This window comes from Niveispirillum sp. BGYR6, from assembly GCF_027568365.1.
Taxonomy (GTDB): domain Bacteria; phylum Pseudomonadota; class Alphaproteobacteria; order Azospirillales; family Azospirillaceae; genus Niveispirillum.
Genome location: NZ_JANLNL010000003.1, coordinates 188,576 through 202,222 on the forward strand (window position 1 = coordinate 188,576; position 13,647 = coordinate 202,222).

A 13,647-nucleotide genomic window follows, 5' to 3' on the forward strand; every position below is an offset into this window, starting at 1 on the left:
ACGAAAGGCACTGTTCTTATGCGTTTGATTTTCCTCGGCGATATCGTCGGCCGCAGCGGGCGGGAAGGGGTGCTGCGGCACCTGCCCACCCTGCGGGAGAAGCTGAAGCCCGATTTCATCGTGGTGAATGGCGAGAATGCCGCCGGTGGCTTTGGCATCACTGACAAGATCGCGCAGGAACTGTTCGCCGCCGGGGTGGATTGCGTGACCCTGGGCAACCATGCCTGGGATCAGAAGGAATTGCTGTCCCAGATCGACCGTATCCCCCAGCTTGTCCGCCCGATCAACTTCCCCGATGGCACGCCGGGGCGTGGCTATACGGTGCTGCCGGCCAAGAATGGCCGGCACAAGGTGATGGTGATCAATGCCATGGGCCGGGTCTTCATGGACCCGCTGGATGATCCGTTCCCGCCGGTGGAAAAGCTGCTGCGAATCCATCAACTGGGCGGTGCCCGCATGGGGCCGGCCGGGGTGGATGCCATCATCATGGATTTCCATGGCGAGGCCAGCTCGGAAAAGATGATCATGGGCCATGTGCTGGATGGCCGTACCAGTCTGGTGGTCGGCACCCATTGCCATGTGCCCACCGCCGACCTGCAGATCCTGAATGGCGGCACTGCCTATCAGACGGATGCCGGCATGTGCGGCGACTATGACACCGTCATCGGCATGAAAAAGGAAGCCGCCATCCACAAGATGCTGCGCAAGACCCCCGGCGAGCGTTATTCCCCCGGTGAGAATGACGCGACGGTGAGTGTCTGTGGCGTGTTTGTGGAGACCGACGACCGTACCGGTCTGGCCAAGCGGGCCGAACCGATCCGCATCGGCGGTCGGCTCGGCCAGTCCATGCCGGTTTTATAAGTTCCCTCAGCCCGTGGGCCGGCAATCGCCGGCCTTCCAGGGGCCAAGTCTATAACACCCGTGGCGCCCCCGGCAGGCGGCGCCATTCATCATCGGGCAGCAGGATGTCGATGCGGGCCTGCCCTTCCGCTGGCAGCAGCCCTTCCAGTGGAATGGCGAAACCACATTGGCCATCCCCATGGCCGGCGGCGGCAACATCCGGCCGGGGCAGGGTGGCCAGGGCTTCCATCCCCGTCGCATCATTCACCACCAGCCGCAGCCGCACCGGGCCACCGGCCGGATCATAGGCCCAGCCATGGGCATGGCCGTCCTGGATGCCGTCAAACCAACCCTGGATGCGGCCCGGTGCCCGGTAATGCAGCGGCAGCCCCTGAAAATCCATATAAAGCGGGCTTTCCGGGCCATCCCGAAAGGCCCGCCAGCGCCGCCGCACTTCATCGGCTGGCATATAGGGTGTCAGCTTGGCCAGGGCCATGACATCGGCCAGACGGTGCGGCCGTCCGGCCCAGCTTTCGCCACAGGGGGGCGGCAACTCGCCGGTCAATGCCGGCGCCAGCCGTTTCAGCAGGTTCAGCACGGCCCCCAGGGCCAGATCGGACAGGCTGCGATGGCCGATACCGGCAGGGATGGCGAAGCGTTCCACCGCCAGGATAGGCCCGGAATCGACGGGCAATTGCATCAGGTGCGCCGTGGCGCCGAAGCTGGCGGCCCCTTCGTAAAGGGCCAGATGCAGGGCACCGGAACCGGGATATTCCGGCGTTGCTGGATGCAGATTGACCGCACCGGCTCCACAGCGTACCAGCAGCGCCGCCGGCACCACCTGCCCGAAGCAGATGGCGATCAGCCGCACCCGCGGGCCTTCCCGCATCGTCAAGGCAGCATCCAGCCCGGCCAGATCATGCGCCAGGATAAGGGCGATATCCGGATTGGCCGCTGCCAGCAGTTGGGCGGCCGCCGTCGCCAGATGCGGCGGTGACAGCAGCACCAGCGCGTCCAGCGACGGGGAAGGGGCCGCCACCTCTGCCAGCAGCTCGTCCATCAAATAGCGCCCCGTTCCTGGGCGAAGCGCACGGCTTCCTCAGCGGCCTTGAACAGGGCTTTGGCCTTGTTCACCGTCTCCTGATATTCGGCCTCCGGATCGCTGTCGGCCACCACGCCGCCGCCGGCCTGCACATGCATCACCCCGTCCTTCAGCACGGCGGTGCGCAGCGCGATGCAGGTATCCATGCTGCCATTGGCGGCGAAATAGCCGATGCAGCCGCCATAGATGCCGCGCCGGGTCTTTTCCAGCTCGTCGATGATCTCCATCGCCCGCACCTTGGGTGCGCCCGACACGGTGCCCGCCGGGAAGCCCGCCACCAGCGCCTCGATCGGCGTGAATTTCGGGTTCAGCTTGCCTTCCACGTTGGAGACGATGTGCATGACGTGGGAGTAATATTCGATGGTGTATTTCTCCGTCACCGTCACGGTGCCGGTCTGCGCCACCCGGCCCACATCATTGCGGCCCAGATCCAGCAGCATCAGATGTTCGGCCAGTTCCTTGGGATCGGACAGCAGGTCGGCGGCCAGGGCCTTATCCTCCGCCGCATCCTTGCCACGCCGCCTTGTGCCGGCGATGGGGCGGATGGTGACGGTATCGTCCCGCAGCCGCACCAGGATTTCCGGGCTGGAACCCACCACCGACAGGTGCCCGAAATCCAGGAAGAACATGAAGGGCGACGGGTTCAGCCGGCGCAGCGCACGGTATAGCGCAAAGGGCGGTAGGGCGAAGGGCACGGAGAAACGCTGGCTGGGCACGACCTGGAAGATGTCGCCGGCGCGGATATATTCCTTCGCCTTCTCCACGATGCCGTAATATTCCTGCACCGCCGTGTTGGAGCTGGGGGCCGGCAGCGCCGTCACCTCCAATGTCGTTTCATGCGCGGCGGGAACCGGCCCTTCCAGATCGGCCACGGTTTCCGTCAGCAGGGTGCGGGCGGCGGCATAGGCATCGGCGGCGGACAGGCCGGCCACCGGCCGTACCGGTGTCACCACCGTCACCACATTCTCGATCCCGTCGAAGATGGCCATGACCGTCGGGCGGATCATGATGCTGTCTTCGACATTCAGCTCATTGGGGTTGCTGTCCGGCAGCCGTTCCATCAGCCGGACCATGTCATAGCCCAGATAGCCGAACAGCCCGGCCGACATGGGCGGCAATTCCGCCGGCAGGTCGATGCGTGATTCGTCCAGCAAGGCGGCCAGCACCTTCAGCGGGTCACCCTGGCAGGGGATGAAGCTGTTAGGATCGGCCGCTGCATTGCGGTTGATCTCCGACGCCGTACCCCGGCACCGCCAGATCAGATCCGGCTTCAGACCGATCAGGGAATAGCGGCCGCGCACCGACCCGCCCGTCACCGATTCCAGCAGGAAGCAGTTGGCGCGACCGCGCCCCAGCTTCAGCATGGCGGAGACAGGCGTGTCCAGGTCGCTGACCAGTCGCGTCCACAGAACCTGGGCCTGGCCGGATTCGTAGATACGGATAAAGGCGCTTTCGTCGGGGAAGGTGCGCACGGCCGCTTACTCCTGCGGGCGATACATGGTGTCGATGACCGACCGGTTGATGGTGACGCCGTAGCGCGCCCGCAGACCAGCCAGATATTGCAGCATCAGGTCCGAGGCCATGGCTTCCGCCATATTGCTGCTCAGCATGTTGATGGCTGTGGCAGCTTGCACCAGCGACGGATCGGCGGGGATGATTTCCACCAGCTTGGCCACCACCTGGCCGCTGCTGCTGGCCCCCACCGCAACCGTGTCAGGCTTGGCGGCGAACATCGGTTCAAACAGGCTGGCCGGCAGGGAGAGGTTGGGGCCACCGGCGCGGCGCATCGGTTCGCTGCGCTGGACCAGGGCACCGGTGATGCCGGCGGCGGCATCCTTGGGCGTAGCCCCGGCGCGCAGCTTCTCGGCCACTTCCTCGGCCTTCTTCTTGGCGGTGGCGGCCTTCTGCTCGGCCTGCCAATCGGCCAGAACCTGGCCCTTCACCTCGGCCAGCGGCTTCACGGCCGAGGGGGTGACGGCATCGACATGCACGACATAGAAGGCATCATTGCCGGCCTCCGCCACGCTGCCATTCTGGCCTTCGGGCAGGGAGAAGGCGTTGGTCAGAATGGCGTCCGCTGTCGGCAGACCGTCGGTCTTCACCACGCCCTTCTTGTCCTTGCCCTGGTTGTCCACGCCATCCAGCTTGATGGTGCGGCCACCGAACTCCTTCACGGCATCGGCCACCGGGGTGCCGTTGGCCAGTGCATCTTCCAGCTTGGTCGATGCCTCATAGAGCTTGTCGATGGATTTTTCCTGACGGACCTTGGCGGTCACCTCGTCCTTCACCTCAGCCAGGGTGCGGGTACCACCGGCCTTGATGGTGCTGACCAGGGCGACGTGGAAACCAAACGCGCTTTCCACCGGGCCGACGGGCTTGCCCTGTTCGGCGGTGAAGACCGGTTCGGCCAGTTCCGCCGGCAGGTCGGCCTTCAGCACATCCTCCAGCTTCACGGCTTCCTGCTTGGCATCCTTGGCCACCTGCTCCAGCGTCTTGCCGCCCTGAATGGCGGCCAGCGCCTTGTCGGCAGCGGCTTTGTCCGGGAAGACGATCTGGGTCAGGGTCCGGCGTTCAGCCGTCACATAGTCGGCCTGGTGGGCGTCGTAATATTCCTGGCGTTGTTCATCGCTGACCTGGATTTCCTTGGACAGGGCCGAGGCTTCGATCAGGCCGATGGTCAGGTCACGATATTCCGGTGCCGTGTACCGCACGGCCTTGTCCTGGTGGAACTGGGCCAGCACCGCCTCTTCCGGGGCGGGCGCGTCCGGCATGGCGGTGTTGGGGATGGTCACCAGATCGAAACGCCGGGCCTCCTCCCGATAGCGGAACAATTGTTCGGCCAGGGCGCGGGGCACGGTCGTGCCGGCGGTGATGGCGCCGGCAATGTCACCCTGCGCCAGATCGGCCCGCACCTGCTCGGCAAAGCCATGCTCGGTATAGCCATTCTGGGCCAGCAGGGCGCGCATCAGCGCCGGATCGAACTGGCCCAGCCCGTTCTTGAAGGCCGGCACCTTGGAAACCATGTCCACCACGGTCTGGTCGGCGATGCGGATGCCGGCATCCTCCGCCGCCTTCAGCAGCAGGGTGCGCTGGATCAGCTGTTCCAGGGCCCGATCCACCAGACCCAGCTGGCGGGCCTTGGCTTCATCGAAGTCCGGCCCCATCACCTGACGCAGGCGGTTGATCTCCGCCTTGAACTCGCGGTCCAGTTCCTGCGGCGTGATGTTGGTATCGCCCACCTTGGCGACACCGGTCTGCACGCCGCGCGTGATGTCGCCGATGCCCCAGACGGCAAAGCTGATGATCAGGACGACGAACAGGATCTTGACGACCCAGGAGCCGGCGGTGCTGCGGATGATCTGGAGCATGGAGGCTGACGCATGGTTTCCGTAAGGAGCGGTACGCAGGATCGCGCATCCGCCGCCCCGGCATGGCAGCCGGGGAGCGCGGCATCATAGGGAAGGGGCACGCCCGCGGCAAGCCTGGGGGGAAGATGGGAGGCGCCAACCAGGGTCGCATGGTGTTTCAGGCCATGGACTGGTAAACCGGACGTCACAAAACGGCAAAAGCCGATAAAGGGGCCGGTCTGCCCGGTCCCGATAATAAGTGAGGATCTTGAAATGACCGATCGTTATCTGATCGCCGGCAATTGGAAGATGCATTGCCGGCGGCAGGATGGCTCTGCCCTGGCCCAGGCCCTGGCGGAAAAGCTGGGTGCTGCCCCGCATCCGCGATTCGACCTGCTGCTCTGCCCGCCGGCCACGCTGGTGGAAACGGTGACCCGCAGCGTGGCGGGAAGTGCCGTTCTGGTGGGCGGGCAGGATTGCCATGCCGAGGCGCAGGGGGCCCATACCGGTGATATTGCTGCGGAAATGCTGGTCGATCTGGGCGCCCGTTTCGTGATTGTCGGCCATTCGGAGCGCCGGCAGAATCACGCGGAGAGTGATGCGCAGGTTCAGGCCAAGGCCGCCGCTTCCCTGCGCGCCGGCCTGACCGCCATTGTCTGTGTCGGGGAAACCGAGGCGGAACGTGATGCCGGGCAGGCGGAATCGGTGGTGGTGGCGCATGTGCGCGGCTCCATCCCCGCCGGTGCTACTGCTGATAATTTGGTGGTGGCCTATGAACCGCTTTGGGCCATCGGCACCGGCCGCACCCCGACAATTGCCGACATTGCAGCCATGCACGCCACCATCCGGCGCACCCTGACGGGGCTGGTGGAGCAGCCGGAGCGGGTGCGCATTCTCTATGGCGGCTCGGTCAAGGCCAGCAATGCCGCCGAAATCTTGGCCGTGGCCGATGTGGATGGCGCCCTGGTTGGCGGTGCCAGCCTGAGGGCGGATGAGTTCTGGTCCATTGCGCAATCCTGCCTGTGACACTTCGCTCTGGCATGTCGCGGCGTGAGCGGTTAAACAGGCGGCGAGTTTCATGACGTTGCAGCGCCGGCTGCTCCCCCCAGGGGGCGGCCGGCCGCTTCTATGGGTGCACGGTGCGCCTGCGGCATGGCAAAAATGTCTCTGGGGAATTGCGGATGCAAACGGTAGTCCTGGTGGTGCATCTGCTGATCACGGTCGCGTTGATCGGCGTTGTACTGGTGCAGAAGTCCGAGGGCGGTGGCCTGGGGATTGGGGGCGGCACGATGGGTGGTTTCATGACCGCCCGTGGCAGCGCCAATCTGCTGACCCGCACCACCGCCATTCTGGCGGCGGCCTTTTTCTGCACCAGCCTGATCCTGGCGATCATGGCCGGCACCAAGGGTGGCAGCAGCAGCATGTTCGATCGTCTGCCGGCGCCCGCCGCCGAGCAGCCGGCCAGCACTGCGCCCGCCGCTCCGGCGCAGCCCACGGTTCCCGTCGGCCAGTAAGGCCGGCGCCACCGGCGTGGCTTTAGCCTGACGGATAGGTGAAGAGGCGGCGGAAATGCCGCCTCTTTCCGTTAGGGCATGAATATGGTGGAGTACGGGGCATACGGCCCCGGATGATCAATTTATTGGGCCGTTCGGCCCGTTCCCGGATTGCGGATGGGCCATCAAGGCCCAGGACCATCGGCACGGACGTAAGGTTAGGGTTCCATGACGCGCTTCATCTTCATCACCGGCGGTGTGGTTTCGTCCCTTGGCAAGGGCTTGGCTTCCGCAGCACTCGGCGCGCTGCTGCAGGCGCGCGGCTACAAGGTCCGCCTGCGCAAGCTGGACCCGTACCTGAATGTCGATCCCGGCACCATGAGCCCCTATCAGCATGGCGAAGTGTTCGTCACCGATGACGGTGCCGAAACCGACCTGGATCTGGGCCATTATGAGCGCTTTACCGGCGTTCACGCCACCAAGTCCGACAATATCACCACCGGCCGCATCTATTCCAACGTGCTGGCCAAGGAACGCCGGGGAGACTATCTGGGCGCCACGGTGCAGGTGATCCCGCACATCACCGACGCCATCAAGGATTTCATCGCCGCCGATCTGGATGGTGAGGATTTCGTGCTGTGCGAGGTGGGTGGCACCGTCGGCGATATCGAATCGCTGCCCTTCCTGGAAGCCATCCGCCAGTTCGGCAATGATTACGGCCCGGAAAAGGTGCTGTTCTGCCATGTCACCCTGGTGCCGTACATTCCGGCGGCGGGTGAGCTGAAGACCAAGCCGACCCAGCATTCCGTGAAGGAGCTGCTGTCTGTCGGTATTCAGCCGCAGATGCTGCTCTGCCGTGCCGACCGCGACATTCCGGAGAATGAGCGGCGCAAGATCGCCCAGTTCTGCAACATCCAGAAAGAGCGCGTCATCGCAGCATTGGATGTGGACAATATCTATCAGGTGCCGATCTCCTATCACGAACAGGGGTTCGACAATCAGGTGCTGAAATATTTCGGTATGCCCTGCGAGGGCACGCCGGACCTGTCGCGTTGGGAAGAGATTGTCCGCCGGGTGCGCAACCCGGAAGGCACCGTCACCATCGCCGTGGTGGGCAAATATACCAGCCTGCTGGATGCCTATAAGTCGCTGGGCGAGGCGCTGACCCATGGCGGCATCGCCAACCATGTGAAGGTCAAGCTGGACTGGATCGACGCTGAAATCTTTGAAAGCGGCGATGCCATTCAGCGGCTGGAACATGTGCATGGCATTCTGGTCCCCGGTGGTTTTGGGGAACGCGGGACGGAAGGCAAGATCCGCGCGGCCCAGTTCGCCCGCGAGCATAATATCCCCTATTTCGGCATCTGCTTCGGGATGCAGATGGCGGTGATCGAGGCGGCGCGCCACATGGCGGGCCTGCCCCATGCCGGCTCCACCGAATTCGGCAAGCCCGACCCGGCCGTTGTTGGCCTGATGACGGAATGGGTACAGGGCAACCAGTTGGTCAAGCGCCAGGAAGGCGGCGATCTGGGCGGCACCATGCGTCTGGGCAGCTATAACTGCCACCTGACCGCCGGTTCCAAGGTGCGCGAAATCTATGGTAGCGACGATATCATCGAGCGCCATCGCCACCGCTATGAAGTGAACATCAATTTCCGTGAGCAGTTGGAGAAGTCGGGCCTGACCTTCTCCGGCCTGTCGCCGGATGGCATTCTGCCGGAGATCGTGGAGCTGCCGAATCACCCCTGGTATATCGGCGTGCAGTTCCACCCGGAACTGAAGTCCAAGCCGTTCGACCCGCATCCGCTGTTCACCAGCTTCATCGCGGCCGCCATCGCACAGAGCCGGCTGGTTTGATCCTGTTGCGTTGATACAGAACAGACAGCCGGGGAGGGGGAGACCTTTCCCCGGCTGTCTGGTTTTCAGACCCCTGGCTTCCCATATCGGGTTCAAAGGAGATTTCCATGAACCGCACCGTCAAAGTTGGCCCGCTTTCCATCGCCAATGACAAGCCCTTCGTGCTGATCGCCGGCCCTTGCCAGCTTGAATCGCGCGACCATGCCATGACCATGGCGGCGGCACTGGCGGAACTGACGGGCAAGCTGGGGATTGGGCTGATCTATAAGACCAGCTTCGACAAGGCCAACCGCACCTCCGTTTCTGCCCAGCGCGGCTTGGGCATGGACAAGTCCCTGCCGATCCTGGCGGAAATCCGGGAGAAATTCGGCTGCCCGGTGCTGACCGATATTCACAGCGCCGATCAATGCGCCCCGGTGGCGGAAGCTGTCGATGTGCTGCAGATCCCGGCCTTCCTTTGCCGCCAGACCGACCTGCTGCTGGCGGCCGGTGAAACGGGCAAGCCGATCAATGTGAAGAAGGGCCAGTTCTTGGCGCCGTGGGACATGAAGAATGTCGCCGCCAAGATCGCCTCGACCGGCAACCATAATGTGCTGCTGTGCGAGCGTGGGGCGAGCTTCGGCTATAACACCCTGGTCAGCGACATGCGCTCCCTGCCGATCATGGCGCAGACGGGTTATCCGGTCGTGTTCGACGCCACCCATTCCGTCCAGCAGCCGGGCGGGCAGGGCACCAGCAGCGGCGGCCAGCGGGAATTTGTGCCGGTGCTGGCGCGTGCCGCCATCGCCATCGGTGTTGCGGCCGTGTTCATGGAAACCCACGAGAACCCCGATGGCGCCCCCAGCGACGGCCCCAACATGGTGCCGCTGGACCAGATGGAAGGCGTGCTGTCCACGCTGCTGGCGTTTGACCGGATCGCCAAGGCGAACCCGGTTCACATCTGATTTCTGCCGCGTGCTGCAAATGTGACCTTCCGCTGCTTTGACAAAGCCGCAGCACTGGCCTTAACCATGGGCCGAAAATAAAAGGTCCGGGCGCATGACCCGGCCTGTGGTTTGAGGAACCCAGCACCCATGTCCATATCGTCTCCGGGCCGCCGCTCACCACAGCGGGGTGGCCCGGTTTCCCGTTTCGTCGGCCGTGTGGCCCTGCGTCTGCTGGGCTGGCGGGTGAGCGGGGCTTTTCCCGACCTGGAAAAGTTCGTCACCATCGGGGCGCCCCACAGCTCCAATTATGATTTCATCATCGCCATGGCCACCATCCTGGCCATTGATCTGCGCATTCATATCCTGGGCAAGCACACCCTGTTTCGCGGACCGTTGGGACCGATCATGCGCTGGTGCGATGTGCTGCCGGTTGACCGGCGCGCGGCGGGTGGCGTGGTGGGTGAATGCGTGGCGGCGATCAAGGCGGCTGACCGCATGGTGGTCGGTGTCGCACCGGAAGGGACAAGGATGCCCAAAGAGGGCGCAGGGTGGAAGACGGGCTTCTGGCATATTGCGCGGCAGGCCGGCGTTCCGATCATACCTGTCGCGCTGGATTATGCGACGCGCACGATCCGTATCGGTGATGCGGTGGAGACGACGCCCAGCATGGAGGCGGATTTTACCAAGCTTTCCGCCTTCTATGGCGGGGTAAAGGGTGCGCGCCGGCAATTGCCGCCGACCATCCGGGTGGGCAAGGACAGGGCGACACAAAAGCCGGCCCCCTGAAAGCGTCGCTTGTCTGCGGATGGCTTCTGGCGGTATCCCCTTGACCCTGTAAGCACCCTTCACGGGTGCAAGGCATTTCTGCCCACGGAAGAGAGAGGCACCATGTCCGCCATCATCGACATTCACGCGCGCGAAATCCTGGACAGCCGCGGCAACCCGACCATCGAGGTCGAGGTTCGGCTGGAGTCGGGGGCCTTTGGGCGCGCCGCCGTGCCGTCGGGCGCCTCCACCGGCGCGCATGAGGCGGTGGAACTGCGCGACGGCGACAAGTCGCGCTATCTGGGCAAGGGCGTGCAGCGCGCCGTCGAATCCGTGAATGGCGAGATTTTCGACACGCTGGCAGGATTGGAATCGACCGATCAGGTTGCCATCGATCAGGCGATGATCGATCTGGACGGCACGCCGAACAAGGCCCGCCTGGGTGCGAACGCCATTCTGGGCGTGTCGCTGGCCGTGGCCAAGGCCTCGGCGGATGAGCTGGACCTGCCGCTGTACCGCTATGTCGGTGGCGCCAATGCCCGCATCCTGCCGGTGCCGATGATGAACATCATCAATGGCGGCGCCCATGCCGACAACCCGATCGACATTCAGGAATTCATGATCATGCCGGTGGGCGCCGAAACGGTCGCCGACGGCATCCGCGTGGGCGCGGAAATCTTCCACGCGTTGAAGAAGAAGCTGAAGGCCGCTGGCCACAACACCGCCGTGGGTGACGAAGGCGGCTTCGCCCCCAACCTGTCGTCGGCCACCGAAGCGCTGGACTTCATCGTCGCCGCCATCGCCGATGCTGGCTACAAGGCCGGTGAGAATGTGCTGCTGGCGCTGGACGCGGCCTCGACCGAGTTCTTCAAGAACGGCAAGTATGAGCTGGAAGGCGAGGGCAAGAGCCTGACCCCGGCGGAAATGGTTGCCTATTGGGCCGATCTGGTCGCCAAGTACCCGATCGTTTCCATCGAAGACGGCATGGCCGAAGATGATTGGGATGGCTGGAAGCTGCTGACCGACACCATCGGTTCCAAGGTGCAACTGGTCGGCGACGATCTGTTCGTCACCAACCCGGCCCGCCTGAGCGATGGCATCAAGAAGGGCGTGGGCAATTCCATCCTGGTGAAGGTCAACCAGATCGGCACCCTGACGGAAACCCTGGAAGCCGTGCGCATCGCCCAGAATGCCGGTTACACCGCCGTTCTGTCGCACCGTTCCGGTGAAACCGAAGACAGCACCATCGCCGATCTGGCCGTGGCCACCAATTGCGGTCAGATCAAGACCGGCTCCCTGTCCCGGTCGGACCGGATTGCCAAGTACAACCAGCTGATCCGCATCGAGGAAGGCCTGGGCGGCGCTGCCGTTTATCCCGGCCGCGATGCGCTGAAGCGCGGCTGATTTATTTTTTCCCGCACCGATTTTTGTGTGCGGTTGGTGATATGATTGGGGCGGTCCTTGGCGGGACCGCCCTTTTCTTTGGGTGCGAAAAATGGGCAACATCAATTCCGCTTATACCAAGTTGCGATGACCAGAAGGTATCGCAACTTGGTACGGCGGCGACCGCCGCCGCGCGGCACGTGCCGCGTGAAGCCAAGCCGTTGGCATGTTGGCGCCGGCGTTTGAGGGCCATGATCAGAACCGATCGGTTCTGATCATGGCAACTGAGCATATGTCACGAAATTCCATTTGACCCTTTGTTCAGCCCTGTGATTCCATCTCCGCCATGTCGATGCTCTACACCCTTCGCCAAGCTGCCTTCCGTGCCCTTCGCCAGATCGTGGGGCCGCTGATTGGCGTCTGCGTTGTCGGCTATTTCGCCTATCACACGGTGCATGGTGATCGCGGGCTGGTGGCGCTGACGCGCCTGCAGGATCAGGTCGCCGAAGCCAGCGCCACCCTGGCGCAGGTGAGTGCGGAGAAACAGGAGATGGAGCGCCGCGCCGACATGCTGCGCCGGGACAACCTGGACCCTGATCTGCTGGAAGAACGGGCGCGTGCCGTACTCAACTATTCCCACCCGGATGAGTTGATCATCCTGCTTCCGCGACGTGCTGCCACGCAATCTACGCAGGGCACGCCGGAACCGGCCCGTTCCACCCCCGACCAAGGTCGGTAAGTGGCTGATATCAGGCGAATTAGCCTGATTTAGGTTAAGGGTAAATTTCTCAAATAAAACAGTATATTGCAGCGCACACGTGCTTGCTATCAGCGGCGATGGGGGTTACCTGTTGTTTCGCAGACGCAATGCGAATGGCGTATTGCGCCCCATCTCATTTTTGGGAGGAGCCAGTGGCAGTCACGAAGCGCCGCACCACCCGTTCAGCGGCCCCCGAAGCCCCGACCCTGCCGAGCAAGGAAGATCTTGTTCGCTACTACCGCGAAATGCTGCTGATCCGCCGTTTCGAAGAAAAGGCGGGCCAGCTTTACGGCATGGGCCTGATCGGTGGTTTCTGCCACCTGTATATCGGCCAGGAAGCGGTTGTTGTCGGTATCCAGTCCTGCATGACCCCCGCCGACAGCGTCATCACCAGCTATCGTGACCATGGCCATATGCTGGCCTGCGGCATGGAGAGCAAGGGCGTGATGGCGGAGCTGACCGGCCGCGCCGGTGGCTACTCCAAGGGCAAGGGCGGCTCCATGCACATGTTCAGCCGTGAGAAGAAATTCTACGGCGGTCATGGCATCGTTGCCGCACAGGTGCCAATCGGCGCCGGCCTGGGCTTTGCCCACAAGTATCTCAACGATGGCGGCTTCAACGCCTGCTATATGGGCGACGGTGCTATCAACCAGGGCCAGGTCTATGAGACCTTCAACATGGCCGCCCTGTGGAAGCTGCCGACCCTGTTCGTGATCGAGAACAACAAATACGCCATGGGCACCGCCCAGGCCCGCGCTTCGGCCGGTGAGTTGTTTGAGCGCGGCAGCGCCTATGGCATTCCGGGCAAGCAGGTTAACGGCATGGATGTGCTGGAAGTCCGCGCCGCCGCCCATGAAGCCATTGAATATATCCGTGCCGGTAACGGCCCGGTGATCCTGGAAATGCAGACCTACCGCTATCGCGGCCATTCCATGTCCGATCCGGCCAAGTACCGGACGAAGGAAGAGGTCAACAAGATGCGGTCGGAAAGCGATCCGATCGACAACCTCAAGAAGCTGCTGCTCGAAAAGGGCTATGCCGATGAGGAGAGCTTGAAGATCGTCGATCGTGAGGTGAAGGATATCGTCACCGAGGCGGCCGATTTCGCCACCACCAGCCCCGAGCCCGATCCGTCCGAACTGTGGACGGATGTTCTCGTGGAAGCCTGAAATCT

12 protein-coding genes are annotated in these 13,647 nt (G+C 63.4%); 9 read left to right on the forward strand and 3 right to left on the reverse strand.

Annotation, left to right across the window (positions count from 1 at the left end):
• Positions 1-18 precede the first annotated feature (18 nt).
• Positions 19-861, forward strand: coding sequence for a TIGR00282 family metallophosphoesterase (locus PCJ49_RS09070; RefSeq protein WP_153202146.1), 843 nt, complete (start codon positions 19-21; stop codon positions 859-861).
• Between the two features lie 49 nt (positions 862-910).
• Here the strand turns inward: PCJ49_RS09070 and PCJ49_RS09075 are convergent, their stop codons facing one another.
• Genes PCJ49_RS09075 through PCJ49_RS09085 form a run of 3 tightly spaced genes read right to left on the reverse strand, consistent with a single transcriptional unit; the run spans position 911 to position 5,310 of the window.
• Positions 911-1,900 carry a formyltransferase family protein gene (locus PCJ49_RS09075; RefSeq protein ID WP_269910650.1) on the reverse strand — a complete coding sequence of 330 codons (990 nt, stop codon included), beginning with the start codon at positions 1,898-1,900 and terminating at the stop codon, positions 911-913.
• The gene (gene trpE, locus PCJ49_RS09080) at positions 1,900-3,414 is read right to left on the reverse strand and encodes an anthranilate synthase component I (protein WP_269910651.1); all 1,515 of its coding nucleotides are present in this window, start codon (positions 3,412-3,414) and stop codon (positions 1,900-1,902) included. The genes PCJ49_RS09075 and trpE overlap by 1 nt, the downstream gene beginning before the upstream one ends.
• 6 nt (positions 3,415-3,420) lie before the next feature.
• The gene (locus PCJ49_RS09085) at positions 3,421-5,310 is read right to left on the reverse strand and encodes a peptidylprolyl isomerase (RefSeq protein WP_269910652.1); all 1,890 of its coding nucleotides are present in this window, start codon (positions 5,308-5,310) and stop codon (positions 3,421-3,423) included.
• Between the two features lie 252 nt (positions 5,311-5,562).
• On the opposite strand from PCJ49_RS09085, the gene tpiA reads away from it, so the two are divergent.
• From tpiA to pdhA, 8 genes are all read left to right on the forward strand, one after another.
• A complete protein-coding gene (tpiA, locus tag PCJ49_RS09090) occupies positions 5,563-6,315 on the forward strand; it encodes a triose-phosphate isomerase (RefSeq protein ID WP_269910653.1) in 753 nt (250 codons plus the stop codon).
• Positions 6,316-6,470: 155 nt separating this feature from the next.
• Entirely contained in the window at positions 6,471-6,803 is a 333-nt protein-coding gene (gene secG / locus PCJ49_RS09095) for a preprotein translocase subunit SecG (protein WP_089286472.1), read from the forward strand.
• Between the two features lie 207 nt (positions 6,804-7,010).
• Positions 7,011-8,639, forward strand: coding sequence for a CTP synthase (locus tag PCJ49_RS09100; protein WP_269910654.1), 1,629 nt, complete (start codon positions 7,011-7,013; stop codon positions 8,637-8,639).
• A 107-nt stretch (positions 8,640-8,746) separates the two neighbouring features.
• Positions 8,747-9,583 (forward strand): 3-deoxy-8-phosphooctulonate synthase, encoded by an 837-nt coding sequence (gene kdsA / locus PCJ49_RS09105; RefSeq protein ID WP_153202140.1) that lies wholly within the window; start codon positions 8,747-8,749, stop codon positions 9,581-9,583.
• A gap of 129 nt (positions 9,584-9,712) precedes the next feature.
• Positions 9,713-10,351 carry a lysophospholipid acyltransferase family protein gene (locus tag PCJ49_RS09110; protein ID WP_269910655.1) on the forward strand — a complete coding sequence of 213 codons (639 nt, stop codon included), beginning with the start codon at positions 9,713-9,715 and terminating at the stop codon, positions 10,349-10,351.
• 102 nt (positions 10,352-10,453) lie between these two features.
• The gene (eno, locus tag PCJ49_RS09115) at positions 10,454-11,734 is read left to right on the forward strand and encodes a phosphopyruvate hydratase (RefSeq protein WP_269910656.1); all 1,281 of its coding nucleotides are present in this window, start codon (positions 10,454-10,456) and stop codon (positions 11,732-11,734) included.
• Positions 11,735-12,059: 325 nt separating this feature from the next.
• Complete coding sequence (locus tag PCJ49_RS09120) at positions 12,060-12,452, forward strand: septum formation initiator family protein (protein ID WP_269910657.1); 393 nt, start codon at positions 12,060-12,062, stop codon at positions 12,450-12,452.
• Between the two features lie 173 nt (positions 12,453-12,625).
• The gene (gene pdhA, locus PCJ49_RS09125) at positions 12,626-13,642 is read left to right on the forward strand and encodes a pyruvate dehydrogenase (acetyl-transferring) E1 component subunit alpha (protein ID WP_269910658.1); all 1,017 of its coding nucleotides are present in this window, start codon (positions 12,626-12,628) and stop codon (positions 13,640-13,642) included.
• Positions 13,643-13,647 lie beyond the last annotated feature (5 nt).